Consider the following 22,867-nt stretch of genomic DNA (forward strand, 5'->3'; position numbering starts at 1 on the left):
GGCGGCGAAACGTCTAGAACGTGGCGCGGAAGCCGAGCACGACGCTGCGGCCCGGCTCCGGGGCGAAGTTGCGTAAAAATGAGACCGAACTGCGGATTTCTTCATTGAGCAGGTTGTTGGCCTTGGCGAACAGCCAAAGATCCAGCGGTTCCAGGCCGCGCCAGTGGTAATCGACGGACGCACTGAGCAAGTGGTAGCCTGGGGTGGCGGTCTCGCCGTTGCCCGGCCGGTTTTGCATTTGGCCGCGGGTATAGCGCAGCGCGGCGTTCCAGCGTTGATCGCCGAAGCCGATTTCCGTGCCCAGCCTTAGCGGCGGCAGGCGCGGCACGTCGTCGTCGGCAAACCGGCCGCGGACGAAATCGGAAAACATGGTCAGTTTTAATTGGCCGAAGCGGGTATCGGCCAGGGTGGTCTGGGCCTCGGCTTCGTAACCCAGAAATAAGGCGTCGCGCTGGCTGTAGGCGTAGACCGGCAGACATTCGATCAGGTTGACGCAGGCCGGGTAGAACTGGGCTTCGTGGTAATTGTAAAAGCCCTCGGGCTGGCGCTTTTGGTAGATATACTGCTCGGTCCAGTTGGCGTAGGCGTTGATTTTCGCCGCCAGGTGTTCGCTATGCCAGTCCAGGCTAAGATCGGCCAGATTTGCGGTTTCGTTGCCGAGACGAACATTGCCGATCTCGAAGCTGCGGGTCGACAAGTGCGGCCCCAAGACCAGCAATTCCTGTATGTCCGGCGAACGTTTAGCCCGGTTCAGCGACAGGCTTAGCGTGGCCTCCGTCGAGGCTTGCCAGCTGGCGGCCAGCGAGACCGAGTCTGCGCGGAAATTCAAAGAGCCCGGCAAGGCCACTGCCGGGTAGATCGAAACTTGTCCCGGTGGGGCCGGAAAGGCCAGTTGCGCGGCGGTCGGATCGATACTGCTGCGTTCGGTACGTAAACCCAGTTCGAGTTGCCACTGGCCGAAAGCCAGCTTTTGCAGAGTAAACAGGCCCAGCGTGTCGCCGTCGGTAGGCGGTACGAAAGTCTCCACGCCCAGCGCCGAGAAATAGCGGTCCTGCCATTGGGCGCCTAGGGTGCCGGACCAGGGTTCCAGAAGATGGTGTTCAATTTCGAAGCGGCCCTCGCCGACCTGATTGTTGAAGGTCGTGAACGGCAGCGGCCCTTCCAGTTCGGTATGGGTGTAATCGACCAGGCCGTAGCGGAACGCGGCTTTGTCGATGCCGCGCAACGGTGCGTACCATTCGCTTTTGAAGTCGTAGCGGGTTTGGCGCATGTCGATACGAATGTCGGGATTCAGGGCTTGCGGGCTGAGAATGTCGGCGAACTGTTCCAGCAAGGCCGGGTCGATGTCCGGCAGGATCAGCTCCAGACCGTCGAGACTGCTCGGATCGACGCCGTGGCTGCTTTTCGGAATGCCGTAACGGTTGGTGAAATGGCCGACCGACATGCCGGCCATGCCATGGTCGCCGAGCCAGGAGGCGCCGAGAAAACCGCCGACGCTCTCGCTGTCGGTGTTGGGGATGGTGCCGTGGGCGTTCAGTACATTGCTCAGGCCGAATTGCTCGCGGACCGCGTCGGCGGCGATGGCTTCGCCGGGTATTTCGGTGTCGTTGCTGTTGCGGTGAAAGCCGCCGACTTTAAACGCGACCTGGTCCCGGCCCAGATCCAGTTTGAAGCCGGCGTTCGTGCCGTCGGCGTTGGTGTCGAAGCGCTGCTCCAGTGCGCCTTGCAGCAGGCGTTCCGGCACGCGTTCGGGGATACGGTTGTCCTTGACGTTGACCATGCCGCCAATGGCGTTGCCGCCGTAACGTATCGTGTCGGGGCCGCGCGCTACCTCGATTTGCTCGGCGAACAGAGGCTCGATGGCGCTGGCGTGGTCGGGACTAAGAAACGACGCGTCGTGGCTGCCGATGCCGTCCTGCATAATCCTGATCCGCGAGCCGGTCAAGCCGCGGATTACCGGCAGGCCGACACCAGGTCCGAAGGAGGCGTTGGCCACGCCCATCTGGTTTTGCAGGGTTTGGCCCAGACTGTCGGCTTGTTGCAGCTTCAACGCGTCGCCAGTAATCGAGTTGAAGCTGGGTGTGATGCGCTGGATGGGGGCGTTCGCAGTCACTTCTACCATCGGCAATTCCGTTTCGGACTCCGCCGGGGCGGCGGTGACCGGGTTCGACGAACCAGTTTCCGCTGCGGGCAATGAAGCGCATGCTGCCAGCAGCGTCCATAAGGCGTGTGATTTCATCGTGATTTTTGCATTTTTCCGTGCCGCGCAACCATTGCCGGGCTTGGGAAGCTCGGCAACGGTTGCACGGGTTACGCCAGACTCATTCGGACGATTTGCGGCGGCCGATACCCAACAGGCCAGCCATTGCCGGAGCGAACAGCCAGACGGTAGCGGGTAGCGGTACGGCCGAGGCGGCCGATACGGCGGTTTCGAACGCGTCATGCGCCAGGCCGCGATTGAACAGAATGTGGAACGGGGCGGATGCGGTCGAGACTGGCGAGGTGCTTTCCGGCAGCGTCTCGAACAGTTGCAGTGTGATCCAGTACGCGCCCGGTGTGCCTCCCAGCGCGTTTGCGGCGTTGCGGATGGCCATATCCAAGTGTTCGTGGAGGTCGCCGGCGTTATTGAATTCGCCGATCACCCCGGAAGCGTTTTGTACGCCGGAGGTATTGAAAGTCGTGAGGTTGCCCAAGGCATCTGTAATTTCGACATGCTCGCCGTTGGGTGCGGCGTTCGACCAGATACTGCCGTTCCAGAATTGTAAATTGCCTAGGCCGCCGAACCACAGCCAATTGCCGGCACCGAAGGCACCCAATTCGGTGTTGGCGTCATAGCCCGGATCGTCGGTTCGATACAGGCCGCCCGACAAATCGCCGAAATCGGCTTCGAACCAATCGCCGTTGACGAAGATCTGGCCATTGGAACGCCAGGGTTGAATGTCGCCGGCATGTTGATCGGCGGCATTAGCAATCGAAAGACTGGTGCCTAATGCCAGGGCCAATCCGGATATTAACCATTTATTACGCATTTTGTTCTCCTTTTCTTTACAGATGGACTTGCCGTTTCGGCAAGGGTTAGTCATCGAAGGCACACGCACGGTGTGTTCCGATAAATCGTTTACATGACATCAATGGTCATGATCAATCTTCGCGGTTGAACGGCGGTCGGGGTAGGCGAGCGGTGCACCAAACCGCGGCCTTCGTTGCCTTCCCAGTGTTCGCCCTTCATCAAGCCGATGGTATAAGCCGGCATCTGCCGGATGGCGGTCGCATCCGTGATCAGGTCGGACTGGTTGTCAGGCACTCTGCAAGCACCCATACCCAACATGGCCCGGTTTATCGCGTATTCGGGCAGCCATTCCGTGCCAATGCCGCCGTAGCTGCAAATTAGCCGGACCGGCACCCGGTCCACGTGAAAACGCGGGCACATGGCTTTATCCAGAGTGCGCAGACGCAGGCCGACCTGGTTGAGGCCGAATAACTCGGCAAAGGCCTCGCAAAGCAAGATGATGTCGTCCAGCCAAGCTCGGTATCCCGCCAGTTCCGCGACTTGTGGCCATAGTCGGCCGAAGTCGTAGTGATAGGGGTCGACGGGAGTGCTGATCTCGACGCCGGCTCTGCCCTTCAGGGCCGTGGAAACGAAGGTTTCGATATCCCTAGGCATTGGCCGCGTGATCAGGCACAGATTCACGTCGTCTTCGTAAATTCGCACCAGATCGGCAAAACGACTCGAAATAACCGATTTGGTCTCGGGCCGTATCGTCACCGGCCGGAATGGGCCGGAGAACACCGTTGGGACGCTAATGGGCTGGGAGAGGGGCACGCGAGAAAACATGGGAACTCCTTAGGGGTTTTACAGGGCTTGTTCGAATATCACGATGCCTTGCATGAAGGCGATGCCGAGCGCGAACGAGGCGCTTTGGCCGCCGAATTGGCGGAGGCTGGAACGCTCGTGCAAAACCGGAATCAGGTCGGAGGCTGCAATGTAGATAAAGCCGCCGGCGGCGATCGGCAACAACACGACCAAGGACGATGCGGCGACTTGGCTGAGCAGCAACGTAAACAAGGCCCCCGGCAGTACGCTTAGCGAGCAGTAAAAGTTGTACAACAGCGCCTTCTTCGGCGAATATCCACCGCGCAGCAAGGCGCCGACGTCACCAAGTTCCTGAGGCACTTCGTGGACGACGATGGCCAACGTGGTGGTCAGGCCCAGTATCGGGTCGGCCAGAAAACTGCCGGCGATCAGAATGCCGTCCACGAAGTTGTGGATGGCGTCGCCGATCAGGTTCATTTTCGCCAGCGGCAGAATTTCGCTTCCGGCCGGCCGGGTGTCGACGTTGTGGTCGTGGCGCCAGCGCACCAGTTTTTCCAACATGAAAAAGCCGAACACGCCGAGCAATACGATCAAGCACACGGCGCTCACCGAACCCTGGCGGGCTACTGCGTCCGGAATCAAATGAATAAAGGCGTCGCCAAGCAATACGCCGACTGCCAATGCCACCAGGAACGGCACAATGCGCTTTAAGCTTGCCGCCGGCAGCCATAACGCAAAGGCGCCGGATAGTGAACATAGGCTGACCGCGAGACTGGCGGCGATGATTGCAAGATAAATAGTCATGGTGCTATCCCTGGCGCGAAAACGATCTGTATTCGCGATGTGTACCGTAGAGGAAATGAGCAAAACGCTCGGGCATAACGTGCGAAACGAGATGGATTGTCATGAAACCGAGTACCAGCATGAAGACGGAGGTGAGTGCTCGCAGATACGCCGACTTCTCCTGCAAGCGCATGACAGCCCAGAGCATTAGTAGGATCTCGGCGCCAATCAAATTCAGATAGCTATCCGCGTTCGACATCGCTAAACCATTGTGGAAAGTCGTCGCGGTAGCCACGCCAGGCGTCCGGACCCGCCGCTAATTCGGCGTCGGTCAGCAGGCAGGCGTCCAGTTCGCGATAGACCTTTTCGGCATCCAGGTTCTGGCCGATGAACACCAGTTCCTGGCGGCAATCGCCGTATGGCTCGATCCATTGTTCGCGGATGTCGTCCATATACTCGGCTGGCCATTGTTCCTTGGGTGCCGAGGCCCACCAGCGCCCTGCCAGTCCGTGGCGCATGATGCCGCCGGCCTGCGACCAGTTGCCGGCGTAGTCCGGGCGCGAGGCCAGCCAGAAAAAGCCCTTGGAGCGCAGCAGGGTACCGTTGTCCCATTCGCCTGCGTGCAAGTGGCAGTAAAAGCGCTCGGGATGAAACGGCCGGCGGGCGCGGTAAACGAAACTGGAGATGCCGTACTCCTCTGTCTCGGGAACATGCTCGCCGCGCAACTCCTTCAGCCAACCCGGCGCTTGCTCGGCTTTTTCGAAATCGAACAGACCGGTGTCCAGCACCTTGCTGAGATCGACTTGGCCCATCGTCATCGGCACGATTTCGGCGTCGGGATTCAGGCTGCGCAAAATCGCTTGCAGATTGGCGATTTCGTCGCTGGCGATTAAATCGATCTTGGAAATCAAAATGACGTTGGCGAATTCGATTTGATCGACCAGCAGGTCGGCGACGTTGCGTTCGTCGTCTTCACCCAAGGCTTCGCCGGCTTCCTTCAGACTCAAGGCTTCTTGATATTGACTTATGAAGTTCACCGCATCGACGACGGTCACCAGGGTATCCAGCCTGGCGATGTCGGACAGGCTGATGCCGCTGTCGTCACGAAAGGTGAAGGTCTCGGCAATCGGCAGTGGTTCGGCAATGCCGGTGGATTCGATCACCAAGTAATCAAAGCGGCCGTCCTTGGCCAATTTGCCGACCTCGATCAGCAAGTCCTCTCGCAGGGTGCAGCAAATACACCCGTTGCTCATTTCGACCAGTTTTTCCTGGCCGCGATTCAGTTGCACCTCGTTCTTGACCAGTGCCGCGTCGATATTGACTTCGCTCATATCGTTGACGATCACCGCCACTCGCCGGTTTTCCCGGTTACCGAGGATATGGTTCAGTAGCGTGGTTTTACCGGCGCCGAGAAAGCCGGACAAGACTGTAACAGGAAGTTTGGATGGTATTAGTGCGATCATTGTAATGTTATAATATAACAATTATAGTCCAAAAAAATGGGCGCCAGCGACGAATCGCACCGCCCGTAGTGTGTTAATAACTTAATCGAAAGCCGATCTCCGCGCCGCGACCTGCTTCCGGCGCAAAATTGCGCAAATATGAAGTCGCGTTGCGGATATTTTCGTTTAGCAAATTGTTGCCTTTGGCGAATATCATTAATTTGGCGTCCTGATAAGCCTTGAGCTGGTAGTTGACACCGACATTGAGCAGGTAATAGCCGGCGGTCGAGGTTTCGAACTCGCCGACGTGGGTTTGGTCGTCGGAGCGGGTCAGGCGCAGGTAGCTGGATAAACGGTCTTTGTTGTAATCCAGTTGCAGACCGTAACGCAACGGCGGCATGCGCGGTACGTCGCCGCCGTTGACGAATTGGCCTCGGGTGTAGTCGCTGAACAGAGTTAATTCCACCAGACCGAAATGGTTTTCCAGCATCGGTAGTATCAGCTTGGCTTCATAACCCTTGAAGATGGCGTCTTGCTGACTGCTGACCACCACCGGTTTGCAATCCACCGCGCAAGAATTACCGTCTTCGTCAACGAATTCGCCATTGCGTTGTTGATAAATGTAATCGCTGGCCCAGTTGTGGAACAGATCAAACTCGGCGCGCAGCCAGTCGGTTTTTAAGCGATAGCCTAGGTCTAGGTTGTATGAGGTTTCTTCTTTCAGACTCAGACTGCCGCGCTCGAAACTGCGGGTGGCATCATGATAACCGTCGGCTAATAATTCCTGAACGTTGGGTGCCCTGGATGAGCGGGTGACAGCCAAATTCAGACTGTTACGGTTATCCAGTTTCCAAACGGCGGAAGCGGAGGCGCTGACCGGGGTGTAACTCAAACTGGCTTTGTCCTGCGGGCTGATACCGGTTTGTTCGATACGGGTACCGAATTGATAGGTCACGGCGCCTACATCGAAGGATTCCACCGCAAAAACGCCATAGCTATTGGTTTGCGAGCGCGGCACGATGGTATCGCCGGTGCTTTTGTCGATAGCGTTAAAATCGCTCGCCAGTGCCTGAAAACCCACTACGCCGCGCAGCGGACCGATATCCTGGTGGTTTAATTCCAGCCGGCCTTCATAGGTTTGATTGGTAAAAAACGAGCCGGGTGAGCCATTGGCGATTTCCGTATGCTGATAATCCGTGTAACCCAGCCGGGTACGCAGGTTTTTCGCAAAACTAAACGGGTTGTTCAGCTCGCTTTTGAAATCGTATTTTTGCTGCCTCAAGGCGATGCGCGTCGTTTCGCCACCGGTGCCGTCCGGCGCGATGCCGTAATTGTTGTTCAGATTGTTGATCGACACGCCGGCGAAACCCGGTGCACCGATCCAGGATAAACCGGCCGAACCGCTGATCGCTTCGGCGCCGGTGTTGTTGAGATAGCCTTTGGGGTTATCGACAATCTCCAGGCTGGGATCGGTAATGGCTACTTTGGCGGTGTCTATGCCGCTGCCGCCGATGTCCAGATTGTTGCGATGCCGATAAAAACCGTCCAGATGATACGCGATGTTGTCCTTACTGCCCTCGACTTTCATGGTGGTGCTGGTTTCGTCGGAGGTGGAATCGAAACGTTGTTCCAATGCTGCACCTACCAATTTGTCGAACTGGCGGCCAGGAATACGGTTGTCGATGACGTTAACCACGCCGCCCATCGCGCCGCTGCCGTAGAGTAAAGTGGCCGGGCCGCGCAGTACTTCGATGCGCTCGGCCAGCAGCGGCTCGACGCTGGTAGCGTGGTCCGGGCTGATTGCCGAGACGTCGTTGCTGCCGATGCCGTTGCTCAATACCCGTACTCTGGGCCCGGCTTGACCACGAATCACCGGGGTGCCGACGCCGGGACCAAAGGATTGGCTGCTGATGCCCAGTTCGTTTTTCAGGGTGTCGCCGATACTGTGGCCGGTTTTCATGCGCAATTCATCGTCGCTCAATACGGTGACGGGCACCGGACTGTCGGATTTTTTATCTTGCAGCGGGGCTGTGACGACAATTTCTTCAAGTTCTTGCGGGGGGGGGGTATCCACAGCCAGAACAACCGTGGATGGCAGCATTAAAATCAGGGCGGTGGTTTTTTTCATGTTAAATGCAACGATCTGAATAGGTTTTTAGATGTTATATTATAACAATCATGGGTGCAACATTATCACACCAAATCTTGCATTTTGCTGTTATCGTTTATTACTACATGAGTGCTGGATAAGTTTGGATAGCGTCTACCGTTAAGGCTTTACCTGCCGCTTTTGCTTCTCCAGGCATTCCTGGGCTTGAACGGCTATTTCCAGCTCTTCGTCGGTAGCGATGACCAATACCGCCAAGCGGGTGCCGCTTTGACTGATATTGCCGCAGGGCCGGCTCGGGGTCTGATTTTTTTGCGGGTCTATGGCCATGCCGAAGAGTGTCATATCCCGACAGCATTGTTCGCGCAGCCAGGGGTCGTTCTCGCCGATACCGCCGGTAAATACCAAGGCATCGACCCGGCCCAGCACCGCAAAATAAGCGCCGATGTATTTTTTGATGCGATAAGCGTACATCGCCAACGCCAGCCGGGCGTGGTCGTCGCCGGCTTCCGCCATCCGGTGGATAGCTCGCATATCGTTTTCGCCGCAAATGCCTTTGCAACCGCTTTCCCTGTTGAATAATGCTTCGATAGCCGCGTTCGACAAATTTAGCGTGCGGCCCAGGTAAAAATGTATCGCCGGATCGATGTCACCGCAGCGGCTGCCCATCATCAATCCCTCCAAGGGTGTCATACCCATGGAGGTGTCGATGCTCTCGCCGTTTTCAATGGCGGTAACGCTGGCGCCGTTGCCTAGATGCAGGGTGATCAAATTGGTTTCCGACAGAGGTTTGCCGAGATAATGCGCGGCTTGCCCGGCCACGTAACGATGCGAAGTGCCGTGAAAGCCGTATCGTCTCACGCCGTGTTGCGTGTACAGATCGTTGGGTAGGGGATAGCGAAAGGCGTAATCAGGCAAGGTTTGGTGAAAGGCTGTATCGAAAACCGCGACTTGCGGTACATTCTCCGTTTGCCGAATCGCTTCCTGTATACCTTGCAGATGGGCGGGGTTATGCAGCGGCGCCAACGGAATGACTTCGGTAATCCGTTCAATGACCTGTTCGTCGATTAAGGCAGGTTCGCAAAAATATTCGCCTCCGTGCACCACCCGATGACCGATGCAGGCCAGTTCGCGGCGGTCGTTTAATACGCCGCAAGCCGAGAGCGTCTGAAATAGTACTTGTAAGGCTTGTTGATGGTTACGCCCGGCGATATCCAGCTTGACCTGATCGGCCTTTCCTAAGTTATAGCGATGGCTGGCACTATCTTCACCTATACGTTCGATGATGCCGGCTATCAATACGGAGCGATCCGACATGTCGAACAAACTGTATTTAACTGAAGAACTGCCGGCGTTGAGCACCAGAATTTTCATGAATTCTCTCGAAGGGGTTAATGAGGCGCGAGTTTAGCCGGGGGCGGCGGGTTGTAGCGCTGTTCCAAATCTCGGTCGATTTTGGCGGTCAGACTTTCCACGGCTTTGATGGTGAGGCTGGCATTAGGGCCTTTGGATTCGGAGATATAGTCGCCGATCAATTTGGCGTCGGCGACTCTGACCAGATGGCCCATCAGGTAGGCAAACAAAAAGCTGGGTTTGTGCAGCCTACCGACTAATATGTAATCGGCCTGGAATTGCCGGCCCAATTGCGCGGCGGCATCGGCGTGGTCGAACAAATAGCCGACGCCGCTGTCCGCAGTTTTCCGCGCCTGCACAGGTATCTCGACAATGCTGTATCCGGCGCGTTCTAACTCTTGTTCCAAGAGCGGCTTGATCGAAGCAGTGCGCTGTAATTCAGCGGGGACGCCCGGCGCCAAGGTCATGTCCTTCAATTCAAAATCCAGAATGGCAATGCGGGTTTGTGTCACTGCGTCAAAGCTGAGCAGGCACAACAGTAAGCTTAGAAGAGCCTTGCAAATCATGTTTTATCGGCTTCCTGAGCTTGAATTGCCGTAATAACCACGGTGTTGACGATATCGGTAACAGTACAGCCGCGGCTTAAATCGTTAACGGGTTTGTTCAAGCCTTGCAATATCGGGCCGACCGCAATCGCGCCGGACGAGCGTTGTACGGCCTTGTAGGTGTTGTTGCCGGTATTCAGATCCGGAAAGATGAATACCGTGGCCTGACCGGCGACCTGGCTGTCGGGCAGCTTGGTTTTGGCAACGCTGACATCCACAGCGGCATCGTATTGCATCGGTCCTTCCAGTAATAAGTCCGGCCGTAAGCTCTGGGCGATTTTTACCGCCTCTCGCACTTTATCCACCGCTTCGCCCTTGCCGGATTCGCCGGTCGAATAAGAAAGCATCGCCACGCGCGGTTCGATATTGAACATGCGCGCGGTTTCCGCGGCGTTGATAGCAATGTCGGCGAGTTGCCAGGCGTTAGGGTTGGGAATTACCGCGCAGTCGCCGTAGACCAGCACGCGATCTTCCAGGCACATGAAAAACACGCTGGAGACTATCGATGCGCCGGGTTTGGTTTTGATGATTTCGAAAGCCGGGCGTATGGTGTGTTGGGTGGAATGCACCGCGCCGGAGACCATGCCGTCAGCGTAGCCCAAATGTATCATCAAGGTACCGAAGTAACTGGGATCGGCTACCAAGTCGAATGCTGTGTCGTAGACAATGCATTTGTGTTTACGCGCCTGAAAATAAGTTTCGGCAAATAGCGGGCGCAGCTCGGAAGTAATCGGGTCTATGATGCTGATGTTGTCCAGCTTTAATGCCATGGTTTGAATTTTCTGCCGAATTTCCGTTTCGTTGCCCAGCAATGTAATTTTAACCACGTCGCGTAACAGTAGAATTTCCGCAGCGCGCAGTATCCGTTCCTCGCTGCCCTCTGGCAGAACGATATGCTGTTTCTTGGCTTTGGCGCGCTGCAGCAGATCGTACTCGAACATCAGCGGCGTGGTTTTATGCGCGACTTTGCTGCATAGACGCAGGCGTAGCTCCACCATATTGATATTGCTTTCGATCAGACCCAGGGCCGTGGCGATTTTACGGTCGTCTTGCGAATGCAGGAAAGACGTAACCTGACTCACCTGCATAGCCGTGGTAAAGGTGTCCGAGTCGACGCCCAGTACCGTGAACGGCGTACCGCCCAAGCCGTCTATCAGTTTTTGCACCTGTATTGGCGTTTGTTGATGGCCGGTCAATACCAAGCCGGCGATTTGCGGGTAGTTGACCGAGTTATAAGCCATGATGCTGGCGAGCAGGATGTCGGCGCGATCGCCGGGGGTGATAATCAAATCGCCGGCTTCGACATAATCCAGAAAATCCGGCACCAGCATGGCCGCGACTTTGTAATGGTAAACCTCCCGGCCCAGGGTCGAATTTTCGCCCGAAAGCACCTTGGCGCCGATGGCTTTAGCGATATTGCCGACGGTGGGCTTTTCCAACGAGGGTTCGGCCGGCACCAGATAGATCGGGAATTCCTTGGCGTGAGTCACGCTGTGGTGCAGGCTGTCCATTTGTTTGGGGGCGACGCCAATGACGACCGTGGCCAGCAATTCGCAATCGTGCTCGTGTAAGGAATGCTTCAGACTGGCCAGACTACTGAGAATTTGCTCGTTGTCGCGGTTTTCGCCTTGCATTACCGGCATCAGCAAGCAGCCCAGGTTATTGGCGACATCGGCGTTGAAATCGAATTCGAAAATTGCGTTGCCATGGCTGTAATCGGAGCCGACGCACAGCACGTGGTCGCATTGGTTTTTTAAGGCCCGATACTTTCCCAGGATGATTTTCAGTAACTCGTCGTATTGCTCGGTAGCCAGCAGTTGCCGCGCTTCATCGCTGGTGCAGCCGTACATTGCGTTAGATGGCGCGTTTAGCTGATAACGGTGGCTGATGAATTGAATTAAATCGTCCTTGTCGGGGTTGCCCTGAATAATCGGGCGGAAAAAGCCCAATTTGTCTGTATAGCCGGAGAGCATTTCTATCATCGCCAACATGATCAGGGTTTTGCCGCTGCCTTCGTCGACGCAGGCGATATAGATGTCCTGAGCAATCAAGGGTTCGCTTTGCGCATTCGGCTGAGATGGATTCATGATTGATGACTTAATGTAAGTTAATTAGAAAGTCTAGCCCAGGAAGCTGCCATGGGGCGGCATGGTTGGCGAACCCGTATTTTGAAGGAAAATTCGACGGGCGTTCTGCGCCGCAAAAAAACGTGCTTGCTGCTCAATATTTCAATGGCAAGAATAGAGTAACACCGAAAATAATTTTTGATTACTCTGCAAGCTCGGCGTTAATGGCTATACTACTAGCCGGGCGCAGGGATTACTTGAACAACAGCGATGGCGAAATTTACCGTTTATTTTAAAGACAAAGCAATCCATTCAGGTATTTTTGATTCCGGTGTTGTGCATATTGGCCGCGATGAAACCAGTGACCTTGTGGTTGACAGTCTGGCCGTGGCGCCAGTACATGCCGTGGCAGTGATCAAGGGCGGCACCTGCGTATTGAAGCAGTTGAACGAAAAATTTCCGTTATTGGTGAACGACCAGCGTACCAAGGAATGGAATTTACAAAATAACGACATCATCAATATCGGCAAACACTACATCGTTTACAACACCACCGATGAGTTTCCCGAAAAAGTACTGGTCTCAAGACCCGCCGATTTCGGCGATGAAGATCTACGGGCGCTTAACGAGAAACTCGAAGAAACCGTTAAATCCCCAGACGCGAATTTACAAGTGCTGGACGGCATGCACATCGGCCGTATTTTACGCTTGAAGAAAGCCATGACCCGCCTCGGTCACGAGGGTGCCGGCGTTATTGTAATCGCCAGACGTAAGGACGGTTATTTCCTGTCAGCCTTGCAGGGCCACGATGGCTTGGTCATCAATCAAGAAGCCCTGGGCGATAGAACCGTGCAATTGCAAAATAACGATGTGATTGTTGTTGACGGCACCTCCATGCAATTTTTTTTTGGAATAAGGCATGACATTTGAAAAGAGCGATGACAAACGCCGTTTTCACCGGATTTTTTATCATGCCGGTGCGTTGTTGACCGGTGCCGGCGAAAGTTACCCTTGCAAAATCGTCGACTTATCTTTGCGGGGCTGTTTATTGGATTTTGCCGAAGTTTGGGCTGGGAGCGAGGATGCCTCGTATCAGCTGAAGTTCGATCTCTCCGATGAAATCAGTATTTCGATGGAAGTCAACGCGACGCACGTCGAAGGCAACAGAGTCGGCTTTAAATGCGTGCATATCGATATCGACAGTATTTCCCGGCTACGGCGTTTGGTCGAATTAAATCTTGGCGATAGCGAATTATTGGAACGAGAGTTGGCGGCGTTGGGAGACCTTGCCGAGCACACGGCGTCTCAATAAATACTGACCGGCTTAACTCAGGCCGGCTAGCCACAAACGCAAGCGCAATCCCCACTCCGACGTAAACCCAACCGTGGTAAACACAATATTGCCGGCGGCGTTGGTAATAAATAGTGCCGGCACCCCTTTCACGCCGTAACGTTGACCGATGCTGCCGTCGTTGTCGTTTACTACCGGCCAATTCAATTTTTTGGCCCGCAGATAATCGCCCAACTTGCTATCGTCGCCCGATTTGACTGCTACCGTTAGGCTCGGATAGTCCTGCATTACCCTGCTGATACTGCCTTGCATGCTCCGGCATATCCCGCACCATTCAGCCCAGAAATATACTATGGCCGGGCCTTTGATTACGCGTTGCATCGCGTTTTCGCCGGTGAGCGTGGTGTGGGCTATGGCGGGCGGCGTGCCGCTGACCAAATCCCGGTTTACCAGAAATTGCCCGGCAAAAATAAATAGCGCCGCAAATAGATAAAATCCCAGTTTTTTCAACATTACAAGCCTTGCATCACGCTGGCGCCATGTTGTTTTAGCCAGAGCCGGTGTTGCTTAAAGTCGGGGAGATGCGCGGCAACCAGTTGCCAAAAAGCCTGCGAGTGATTTTTGTGTTTGATATGACAGAGTTCGTGGACTACCACGTATTCCAACGCCGCCGGCGGCGTTAACATCAGCAGCCAATTCAGGTTGATGTCGTTTTGCGGGCCGCAACTGCCCCAGCGGCTTTTTTGGGTTTTGATTCTTATGCTGCGCGGAAACAGGGCAAAGCGTGGCGCATGCAGATCGACCAATTGCTGCACATGCTGTTTGGCCTGGTTTTTCATCCAGCGGATCAAGGCTTGTTGGATCAGAATAGAGTGCCGGTCATTATCGATGCCTGCCGGCAATTTCACCAAAAAAAACTCGTCGTTCAGCAATTCGATGCGTACGGTTTTGGTTTTACTGCTGGTAACTTTTAACGGTAAGCGCCGACCTAGATAAGGGATGTGAGAGCCATCGACATATTCGGTCGGTGCCAGTCGCGGCGTGGCATTCACCCTGCCGGCGACGCGTTTCAGCGCGGCTTCTATCCAGTCTTTTTGCGCATGCACAAAAGCCTGGATACGGCGTTCGGACACTTTTAACGGCGCCACCACTTCGATTTTGTCGGCGGTGACCACGATACGGGTGTTCTTGGCCCGGCTGCTGCGGCGTAGCTCGTAAAGCAAAGGCAAGGTTTGACTGTTCAAAAAGGCGATTCCAGCATTCTTAATTTAAGCTCGGTCCACATGCTCAAGCGATCCGACCCGCCGACATGTTGTCCGGAACCCTTGCTTTTGGCAAGCCATAAGCCGGTACCGTTGAAGCTGTAGACGGGTTGTAAGTCGTTGCGTTGAGTGGCCGGCATAATACCGGGTTTCAGGTTGTCCAGCACCAAAGGCACGGCGCGCGGCGAATCAAAATACGTCAGCACCATATGTGCCTGATTAAGTTCCAGGGCCTTGACGTAGGTGATCCGCAGTTTGTTTTCGTCGACGCCCATCTCCACCAGCGTGAAATATTTGGCTATCGAATAGTCTTCGCAATCGCCGGCGCCTTTGGCCAATAATTCGGTGGGCGCGGCCCAGTAATCGATTTTTTGCCACAAAATAATATCGTCGACAAACTCGATATTGCGATTGAAAAAGTTGTTAACCCGCTCCAGCTTTTCCGATTCCGGCCAAGCTTTGCCGGTGTCGATTAATTCTTGCCAGTCCACGAAGCGCTGTTTCGCGGCGGTACCGTATTTTTTGTCCACTTTGTCCAGTAATGCCTGATCTATCAATAAGCCGGCCGCCAGAACAATGCTGTAATACAGGCTGGCTAAAACGAAAGCGAATTTCGCGGCTTTTACGATACGGCTATTAACGGCTGGCACCGACGATTCCTATCGTCTTTAAAGTTTGATAATCCTGGTCGGACTGCACGTTTTCGGCCAAAATCTTGATGTCCAGCAATGTGGAGATTTCTTGCATGGTTTGCACGAATGCATATTTTTGCGCGGAACTGTCGACGCCGTTGCCGATGTCGCGCGCCAGACGGATAAAGTCCGGTTTCAAGCGCTTGACCAGGTCGGCGGACATTGATTGGGTTTCGAAGCGTTTTATCATTACCCGCGCGCCCCATTGGTGCACTGTTTCGATAAACGCTTGGTAGGCATCGATATCCTTGATTACCGCATAAGCCGATAAACTGAACACTAGCTGTTTGGCCGTCGCCGGATTGCGCTTGATCAGGTGTTCCAGCCACAGCCGGAAATCGCTGTTTTTGATCGTCCGGGTCGACACGTTCACCGCGATGGCATGTTCGATATGATTGCGTTGAATATGATCCAGCGCTACGCGAATTACGCCCTTATCCAGATCGACGATTTTGGCGAATTTTTCGGCGATCGAGATGAAGGGGCCGATAGCCACCAGGCCGCCTTGTTTATCGTGTACCTGAATAAAGGCTTCTTCCATCAAGAGTTCGCCGCTACTAAACGCGGCGATCTGCCCGATGTACCAAACCGAATAGCCGTTATGATCGACGCAGTCGAAGACCAGATCTTTCCATGTGGCAATATCGCGGGCAAAATTATCGCCGGTGCGGATGAAATAACTGTTGGCGCCGATCAGATGGGCTTGTTCGTAGGCTTCGTGTGCGGCCTCCAACAGGCTATCGGTGGTGATCAGCGGATTGAAGGCGACGACGCCGATGTGGGCCAAATCGGTTTTTTGATAACGTTCGCCTAGATCGGTAAATTCGCTACTCAGGGTTTTGACCAGTTCTTCGAGCTGTTCCGCATTACCGGTTTTTAGGAGCAATGCGAATTCGGAACCGTAGAATCGATAAGCTTTGCCGGAGTGTTCTCCGGCTTGCTTGGCGATTTTTTCCAGAAGGGCAGCGAATGCTTGTAAGAATTGATCGATCGCGTCGCTGTCGCGTTCTTTAACCAAGTCGGTCAGGCTGTCGATTTTAACCAATACGATAAATGCCTCTGTATCTTCCAAAGCCAAGTGTTTCATGTCGGTTTCGAACACGGCTTTTTTATACAGTCCGGTCAGATCGTCGCGCAGCAGACTGGCACCCATTTGGTCCAATTTACCGTGCAATGCCGCTATCGTGGTTTTGATTTTATGCGACATGGTGTTCATCGAAGCCGCAACATTGCGCACTTCGCGGGTCCATGGCAGATCGGCTATGCTTTCGAAACGGCCTTCGCTGATCTGTTGCGCCAATAAGTCGATTCGGCTTAGCGATGCCAGCGTGATGCGCAGTAGTAAGGCCAGCAAGGCAATCGATACCAAAAACGCCGCCAGGGAGTAATAAAACCCGGCTTTCGCCTGCTCGTACAATTTTAGGTAGGCGTAACCGGAGTTGACGGTGACATAAATTACGCCGCTCATATTCCAGCCCGAGCTGATTTCGCTCTCTGCGGTGGCGGAGGTCATAGGCAACAATTCGATAAACCAGTCCGGCACACCTTCCACTTTCTTATCGCTGGTCAAGGCCGCCAGCTCGTGATTATCGGCATCCACCAGACGGATTTCCTTGTAGTAACCCATGTCGAAAATGGCGCTCATCATGGTTTTAATCACCGGATCGCGGTTGTCCGTCATATAAGGGCTGAGCGACAAACCTAGCGACGTGGCCGTATCTTGGGCGTGATTTTTCGATTCGCCTTCCAGATAGTCCTTGATGTTGTTGACGCTCAACGCGAAATTGACGCTGAAAATCATCAAAAACAGCGCCGAGATCAGGATTAACAATTGTTTGGATAAGGACATGAGGCTTAACTTCCCGTGGCTTCTTGGTTGATCATATGCGTCGCCAAATGCTGCAACGCGTTACGGATGTTCTCGCGCAGGCGCGAATCCATGCTGATTTCTTCCAAGGCTTTGTTCATGCATAGCATCCATTGGTCGCGCTCCGATTCGCCGATCGAAAACGGAAAATGCCGGGCACGCAGCATCGGATGGCCGAACTCTTCGATAAATAGATTGGGGCCGCCCAGCCAGCCCGAGAAGAATTTGAATAATTTGTCTTTGGCCGTTGCCAGGCTAGGGGCATGCATGGCCCGGATGCCTTGCGCTTCCGGCAGAATATCCATATAAAAATAGAATCTGTCGACCAGGCTGCGCAATGCCGTTTCGCCGCCGATCAACTCGTAAGGGGTGGTGGTCATTACCTATTTAACCTCGTATATGCAAATTCTTTAGGTATACTAGCAGACGGTGCCGACTATGCCCGGAAACTCCCGAGGCATTTCGCGGTCACAGCATTACTTGTAACTTTGAGAGGATAACTGATCATGCGTTTAAATACTGCAACTGCTCGTTCGGACGCCGGCATACTGGCGACCAATAAGGTTTTAAAGAATACCTATTTATTGTTGTCGATGACTTTGCTGTTTAGTGCGGCCATGGCTGCGGTAGCGATGGTGTTGGATTTACCCCATCCCGGTTTGATTATTACCATGGTCGGCTATTTCGGTCTGCTGTTTTTAACCACGCGTTTCAGCAATAGCGCACTGGGATTGGTGTTCGTATTCGCCTTAACCGGTTTCATGGGTATGACGCTAGGGCCGATTCTAAATATGTATGTGCATGCGTTTAGCAACGGTCATGAACTGATTTTAACCGCTCTGGGCGGTACCGGTGTGATCTTCCTGGGGTTGTCCGGCTATGCGCTGACTACCCGTAAGGATTTTAGTTTCATGGCCGGCTTCCTGATGGTGGGTGTGCTGGTAGCGTTCTTTGCCGGTTTGGCTGCGATATTGTTCTCGGTACCCGCGCTGTCGTTGGCGGTTTCCGCGATGTTTGTATTGTTGATGTCCGGTATGATTTTGTATCAAACCAGTGAAATCATCCACGGCGGCGAAACCAACTATATATTGGCGACTGTGTCCTTATATGTTTCCATCTACAACCTGTTCACCAGCTTGTTGCAACTATTGGGCGTATTCGGCGGCAACGACTGATAGCTGGGTTAATTGGGCTAGTCGCAAGAAGGGTAGTCGAAGGCGGATTGCTCAAGCAAAGCGATTAAACTAAAAACGCCCCGCCGGGAAACCGGCGGGGCGTTTTTTTGAATATGGGTGTACTTTTAGCTAATCAAGTGCGCCGTTCAATTAGCAAGTAACTATGTAACTTGGCTTCTTAGTATTGCTCTGGTCTATACCAAGCCTCGGTTACCATTTTGCACATTTCTTGAAAAATGACTTTCAACAGTTGGAAAGCTGAAATAGCTATCAATGCGCCGATAGTGACCCCCGCCATTGCGACTAGTGCGATTTTCATAGTGCCTCCTCTTTTTATCGAATAAAGTGTGAACGGCTTCATAAAAATGCCGATTGGTTCGCGATTTTCCTACGTTAAAAGAAGATTTCAAGTGGTTTTTAAACTACAGCTGTCGCGCGAATTTTCAATGTTACGCATCTTCAAAGGCTTAACGTTCGACGTTAATGTTGTTTGCTAAAAAATTTTTTTCAAATGGTATGTCTGCGCCGCTTAGGTGCGAATTTCCGAAAAACGGTTATGCGCTTATCGTCCGAACGGACTTATACTCTAGCGCTCCGTCTAAATGACACGGAATAAGGGGGAACTTACACGGCTTTGGGTTTAAGCGCCAAAGCCGATTAACTAAAAAAGCGGGGGATAGTACGATGAACGACAAACTGACACCGACCATAGACGAGAATCTGGTATCTAAGCTTGTAGATGTTTTCTACGCCAGCATGCTTGATGATTATCGAATCAACCGATATTTTTATTCCAGACCCATCGATGACCAGACCAACCCTTTAAAACGACTTTTAAACGCAATGTTCGCTGGGAATCCCGTCGAACCTAAAAAACTTTCGGAATTGGCTGACGATTTTTTTGCGGCGGCCTTTGCCAGAGGGAATGCCAAGCCCAGTTTGGTTAACAATCGAGACTTTGCGTTTCTGGAAATGTTTGTAACCGGCGATATTGTCGGTAGCGATGAAAAACCTCACCTGACCCTGCTTTGCCCGGGCCACTCCCATTTGCTCAGATTACAGCCCATCGACGACAATTACGATGTGGTGTTGGAAATACTGCAAAATAGCCTTAAGCAATTGAACATCCCGCAAGATACAGCGGCTGAGATTATGGCTTTTGCCGCTTCAGGCCGTGACGGCATTCTTGGGCGGGGCTTGGCGATTTACGACGACGGTGATAAATCCATCGAATTTCGAACCCATGGCTAATTTTAACTCCGGTGGAATCTTAGGTAGGCGCAATGTGTGCTGCACGTGCCGGTAGCAGAAACAGGCTGACCGAAGGATAGGCTGGGTACGTTTGTGTGTGTCCAGCCGGTAATGGCCGTTTTAACCAAACGATGAGTCCGGGTTTGGCGTTGGCATGACACGACCTTTCATAGTCATATCAGCACTCGATCAAATTTACCGCCAAGCCGCCGCGCGAGGTTTCCTTGTATTTGGTTTTCATATCGGCACCGGTTTCGCGCATGGTCTTAATGACTTTGTCCAAGGATACGAAATGTTTGCCGTCGCCGCGCAACGCGATTCTGGCGGCGTTGATGGCTTTCACCGAGCCCATGGCGTTGCGCTCGATACACGGTACCTGTACCAAACCGCCAACTGGGTCGCAAGTCAGGCCCAGGTTATGCTCCATACCAATTTCAGCTGCGTTCTCGACCTGTTCGGGCGTACCGCCCAACACTTCCGCCAGAGCACCGGCCGCCATTGAGCAGGCGACGCCGACTTCCCCTTGGCAGCCGACTTCGGCACCGGACAGCGAGGCGTTTTCTTTATACAGGATGGCGATTGCCGCGGCGGTCAGTAAAAAGCGAATCACACCGTCCTCGTTCGCGCCTTCGCAAAATCGCCAGTAATAATGCAGTACGGCCGGAATAATGCCGGCCGCACCGTTGGTCGGCGCTGTCACGACGCGGCCGCCCGAGGCGTTTTCTTCGCTAACCGCGAGTGCGAATAAATTCACCCATTCCATGGTGCCTACCGGCATATTCGGGGTTTGCCGGGGGATTTCGCCGCTAAGTTGCCGATATAGATTTGCCGCCCGGCGCCGTACTTTCATGCCGCCCGGCATCACGCCTTCCTGGTGTAAGCCGCGTTCGACGCAAGCCTGCATTACCTGCCAGATGTGCAATAGGTTGCGGCGGATTTGTTCTTCGCTAAGCCAGGCTTTTTCGTTGCTCAGCATCAAGTCGCTGATCGATTTATGGTGCGTCGCGCACAACTTTAGTATCGCTGCACCCGTTTTGAAAGGGTAGGGCAGGCAGGTATCGTCATTGCTCAAGCGATCTGCCGCTGCTGCCGCATCGGTAACGACGAAGCCGCCACCCACCGAGTAATAGTCGGTTTGCAGTAGTTCATTGCGTGTGGCATCGAACACGGTAAAGCGCATGCCGTTCGAATGATAGGGCAAAACCTTGCGCTGAAACAGCAAATCGGTCTTTTCGTCGAATGGCACGGGATAGCGATGCAACAGCTTAACAACCCCTGACTCGCGGATCGCCGCCAGCCGCTGCGGAATGATCGCCGGGTCGATTAAATCAGGGGCTTCGCCCTCCAGGCCCAGCAATACGGCTTTATCGGTGCCGTGGCCTTTGCCGGTGGCACCCAGCGAGCCGAATAACTCTGTCCGTAGCCGCTGCACTTTTTCGATAATGCCTTGCTGCTCCAGGCTGCCGGCAAACGTCATCGCCGCCCGCATCGGTCCAACCGTGTGGGAACTGGAAGGGCCAATGCCGATTTTAAAAATATCGAAGACGCTGATAGCCATAATGCTTGCCTAAAGAGTGCCGGATAAAAAGTAAGGTGAACACGGGATTTGCATATCCACAAAAAACTCAGCAATGATCGTGCCGCGGAACCGAATCGTCTCGTATGTTCTTGGCTTATACAGATCTCTTAAGATGCGGGAAGTTGCTGCTTAGTGGGGCGGATGGGAAGAATTAGTCTTAAAATCCGCCGTCATGAATGTGAAGGCCGGCAGGCAAAGCGCAGCTAGATACCATGCAAGCACCGGAGTTACAGCATCGGTACCAAATCCAGTTCGAACATGATGGCGTCTTCTTTGCCGTTTTTGGCCGGATAATAATTTTTGCGTATGCCTATCTCCTTAAAGCCGGCTTCGCGGTAAAGACGGATAGCGCCGGGATTGCTGGGGCGCACTTCCAGGAAGATTTTTTCGGCACGGGGACGAGCGTATTCGATCAGATGTTCCAGCATTTTGCGTCCCGCGCCTTGCCGCTGAAAACGGGGGTTGACGCTGATGTTCATGATATGCGCTTCGCCGGCCGCAACATTGATAATGCAATAGCCCACAATGGTATCGTTTGGTGCTTCGCAGACCCAGTTGGTATAAGTCATGGTGCGGAAACAGTCTTTAAATATGCCTTCCGACCAAGGGAATTCATAGTTCAGGTTTTCAATCTGCAGCACGCTAGCCAAATCAGCATGGTCCATTTTCCGCATGCGCATCAGGTCTTTGCTATCGACAGAATCGGGAAAGATTTTGGCGTAAAACTCGCGGTCCGCGTCGTAAATTACCGCATCCTTCAATTTATGTAATAGTTTCCACATGGTTTTATTTTTCTAGTTTTTGATAGACCGACAGTGCAAACTGCAAGTCGCTCCAGGCTTTGGCTTTTTCCAGCAACGAGCGTAATAAATACGCCGGGTGATGAATGACAATCAACGGAATGTTATGTAACTGGTGCCGGACGCCGCGTAATTTTGCCAGAGGTTGTTGGGTGGCGAGCAAGTTTTGCGCGGCAATGCGGCCTACCGCCAAAATAATTTTTGGTTGTATCAATTCAATTTGCTGTTGTAGAAAACTGTTACAAGCGGCGACTTCTTCGGCCTGTGGATCGCGGTTGTTCGGCGGCCGGCATTTCAGCATATTGGCGATGTAGACTTCCTCGCGTTGCAAACCGATGGCGCGCAGCATTTCTGTTAACAGTTGTCCGGCCTTGCCGACGAAAGGCTCGCCTTGTAAATCCTCATTTTGACCGGGCGCTTCGCCGATCAACATCCAGCTGGCTTGTTTATTGCCGACGCCGAACACGGTTTGGGTGCGGGTTTCGCACAGGGAACAAGCCCGGCATAAAGCCACTTCGTGCTGCAGCTCTTTCCAGGTCTGTTCGTTAGCGTGTGATGCATGCGATGGCGAATGCGGCTGAAACTCGGCATCGACCGTTTCGGCGAGGTTTGATGGCCTTCGGTTGGAAGGCTGATCTCGATGGACTTCATCTTGTTCAGCCCGCCCTAGGTTTTCGAGTGGATCTTCAGGTTGAACGGCGCTGAGCCGATGCCGGGTTGCCCAGACGTCAATGCCCATCGCCTCCAAATACTGCAAGCGGGTTGCTTTATCCATTACCG

At 53.7% G+C, this 22,867-nt stretch carries 22 protein-coding genes; 4 read left to right on the plus strand and 18 right to left on the minus strand.

Annotated features, from left to right (window positions below):
* Positions 1 to 13: 13 nt before the first annotated feature.
* The 9 genes from ACH50O_RS02610 to pta all read right to left on the minus strand — a co-directional run bounded on the left by ACH50O_RS02610 (position 14) and on the right by pta (position 12,191).
* Positions 14 to 2,239: a TonB-dependent receptor gene (locus ACH50O_RS02610; protein WP_446810504.1), complete on the minus strand. Its 2,226-nt coding sequence runs from the start codon at positions 2,237 to 2,239 to the stop codon at positions 14 to 16.
* Positions 2,240 to 2,321: 82 nt separating this feature from the next.
* Positions 2,322 to 3,029: a hypothetical protein gene (locus ACH50O_RS02615; RefSeq protein WP_446810505.1), complete on the minus strand. Its 708-nt coding sequence runs from the start codon at positions 3,027 to 3,029 to the stop codon at positions 2,322 to 2,324.
* An 89-nt stretch (positions 3,030 to 3,118) separates the two neighbouring features.
* Entirely contained in the window at positions 3,119 to 3,835 is a 717-nt protein-coding gene (locus ACH50O_RS02620) for a DUF1826 domain-containing protein (RefSeq protein WP_446810506.1), read from the minus strand.
* An 18-nt stretch (positions 3,836 to 3,853) separates the two neighbouring features.
* Positions 3,854 to 4,618 (minus strand): ZIP family metal transporter, encoded by a 765-nt coding sequence (locus tag ACH50O_RS02625; RefSeq protein WP_446810507.1) that lies wholly within the window; start codon positions 4,616 to 4,618, stop codon positions 3,854 to 3,856.
* Positions 4,619 to 4,839: 221 nt separating this feature from the next.
* Positions 4,840 to 6,060, minus strand: a complete 1,221-nt coding sequence (zigA, locus tag ACH50O_RS02630; RefSeq protein WP_446810508.1) for a zinc metallochaperone GTPase ZigA — start codon at positions 6,058 to 6,060, stop codon at positions 4,840 to 4,842.
* A gap of 73 nt (positions 6,061 to 6,133) precedes the next feature.
* Positions 6,134 to 8,167, minus strand: a complete 2,034-nt coding sequence (locus tag ACH50O_RS02635) for a TonB-dependent receptor (RefSeq protein WP_446810509.1) — start codon at positions 8,165 to 8,167, stop codon at positions 6,134 to 6,136.
* 141 nt (positions 8,168 to 8,308) lie between these two features.
* Positions 8,309 to 9,520 (minus strand): acetate/propionate family kinase, encoded by a 1,212-nt coding sequence (locus tag ACH50O_RS02640; RefSeq protein ID WP_446810510.1) that lies wholly within the window; start codon positions 9,518 to 9,520, stop codon positions 8,309 to 8,311.
* A 17-nt stretch (positions 9,521 to 9,537) separates the two neighbouring features.
* Positions 9,538 to 10,065: a DUF2380 domain-containing protein gene (locus ACH50O_RS02645; RefSeq protein ID WP_446810511.1), complete on the minus strand. Its 528-nt coding sequence runs from the start codon at positions 10,063 to 10,065 to the stop codon at positions 9,538 to 9,540.
* Complete coding sequence (gene pta / locus ACH50O_RS02650) at positions 10,062 to 12,191, minus strand: phosphate acetyltransferase (protein ID WP_446810512.1); 2,130 nt, start codon at positions 12,189 to 12,191, stop codon at positions 10,062 to 10,064. Before pta ends, ACH50O_RS02645 begins: the two co-directional genes overlap by 4 nt.
* Positions 12,192 to 12,440: 249 nt before the next feature.
* Here pta and ACH50O_RS02655 point away from each other — a divergent pair, with 249 nt between their 5' ends.
* Both ACH50O_RS02655 and ACH50O_RS02660 read left to right on the plus strand, forming a co-directional pair.
* A complete protein-coding gene (locus ACH50O_RS02655; protein ID WP_446810513.1) occupies positions 12,441 to 13,100 on the plus strand; it encodes an FHA domain-containing protein in 660 nt (219 codons plus the stop codon).
* Positions 13,090 to 13,482 carry a PilZ domain-containing protein gene (locus tag ACH50O_RS02660; protein WP_446810514.1) on the plus strand — a complete coding sequence of 131 codons (393 nt, stop codon included), beginning with the start codon at positions 13,090 to 13,092 and terminating at the stop codon, positions 13,480 to 13,482. Before ACH50O_RS02655 ends, ACH50O_RS02660 begins: the two co-directional genes overlap by 11 nt.
* A gap of 12 nt (positions 13,483 to 13,494) precedes the next feature.
* Here the strand turns inward: ACH50O_RS02660 and ACH50O_RS02665 are convergent, their stop codons facing one another.
* From ACH50O_RS02665 to ACH50O_RS02685, 5 genes are read right to left on the minus strand one after another with little or no spacing between them, the layout of a single operon-like run.
* Positions 13,495 to 13,974, minus strand: coding sequence for a protein disulfide oxidoreductase (locus ACH50O_RS02665; protein WP_446810515.1), 480 nt, complete (start codon positions 13,972 to 13,974; stop codon positions 13,495 to 13,497).
* Positions 13,974 to 14,705, minus strand: a complete 732-nt coding sequence (locus tag ACH50O_RS02670) for a M48 family metallopeptidase (RefSeq protein WP_446810516.1) — start codon at positions 14,703 to 14,705, stop codon at positions 13,974 to 13,976. The genes ACH50O_RS02665 and ACH50O_RS02670 overlap by 1 nt, the downstream gene beginning before the upstream one ends.
* Entirely contained in the window at positions 14,702 to 15,373 is a 672-nt protein-coding gene (locus ACH50O_RS02675; protein ID WP_446810517.1) for a transglutaminase-like cysteine peptidase, read from the minus strand. Before ACH50O_RS02675 ends, ACH50O_RS02670 begins: the two co-directional genes overlap by 4 nt.
* Positions 15,360 to 17,264: a bifunctional diguanylate cyclase/phosphodiesterase gene (locus ACH50O_RS02680; protein WP_446810518.1), complete on the minus strand. Its 1,905-nt coding sequence runs from the start codon at positions 17,262 to 17,264 to the stop codon at positions 15,360 to 15,362. Before ACH50O_RS02680 ends, ACH50O_RS02675 begins: the two co-directional genes overlap by 14 nt.
* A 5-nt stretch (positions 17,265 to 17,269) precedes the next feature.
* Positions 17,270 to 17,662: a group II truncated hemoglobin gene (locus ACH50O_RS02685; protein ID WP_446810519.1), complete on the minus strand. Its 393-nt coding sequence runs from the start codon at positions 17,660 to 17,662 to the stop codon at positions 17,270 to 17,272.
* Positions 17,663 to 17,788: 126 nt separating this feature from the next.
* On the opposite strand from ACH50O_RS02685, the gene ACH50O_RS02690 reads away from it, so the two are divergent.
* Complete coding sequence (locus ACH50O_RS02690; protein ID WP_446810520.1) at positions 17,789 to 18,457, plus strand: Bax inhibitor-1/YccA family protein; 669 nt, start codon at positions 17,789 to 17,791, stop codon at positions 18,455 to 18,457.
* Positions 18,458 to 18,635: 178 nt separating this feature from the next.
* Here the strand turns inward: ACH50O_RS02690 and ACH50O_RS02695 are convergent, their stop codons facing one another.
* Positions 18,636 to 18,776, minus strand: coding sequence for a hypothetical protein (locus ACH50O_RS02695; RefSeq protein ID WP_446810521.1), 141 nt, complete (start codon positions 18,774 to 18,776; stop codon positions 18,636 to 18,638).
* Positions 18,777 to 19,141: 365 nt separating this feature from the next.
* Here ACH50O_RS02695 and ACH50O_RS02700 point away from each other — a divergent pair, with 365 nt between their 5' ends.
* On the plus strand, positions 19,142 to 19,708 hold the full coding sequence (locus tag ACH50O_RS02700) for a hypothetical protein (protein WP_446810522.1): 567 nt from the start codon (positions 19,142 to 19,144) through the stop codon (positions 19,706 to 19,708).
* A gap of 178 nt (positions 19,709 to 19,886) precedes the next feature.
* On the opposite strand, the gene ACH50O_RS02705 is transcribed toward ACH50O_RS02700, so the two are convergent.
* The 3 genes from ACH50O_RS02705 to ACH50O_RS02715 form a co-directional block, all read right to left on the minus strand.
* Entirely contained in the window at positions 19,887 to 21,266 is a 1,380-nt protein-coding gene (locus ACH50O_RS02705; protein ID WP_446810523.1) for an L-serine ammonia-lyase, read from the minus strand.
* A 248-nt stretch (positions 21,267 to 21,514) separates the two neighbouring features.
* Positions 21,515 to 22,069: a ribosomal protein S18-alanine N-acetyltransferase gene (rimI, locus tag ACH50O_RS02710; protein WP_446810524.1), complete on the minus strand. Its 555-nt coding sequence runs from the start codon at positions 22,067 to 22,069 to the stop codon at positions 21,515 to 21,517.
* A gap of 4 nt (positions 22,070 to 22,073) precedes the next feature.
* A complete protein-coding gene (locus ACH50O_RS02715; RefSeq protein WP_446810525.1) occupies positions 22,074 to 22,862 on the minus strand; it encodes a uracil-DNA glycosylase in 789 nt (262 codons plus the stop codon).
* Positions 22,863 to 22,867: the final 5 nt, after the last annotated feature.

It is taken from the genome of Methylomonas sp. 2BW1-5-20 (genome assembly GCF_052474515.1).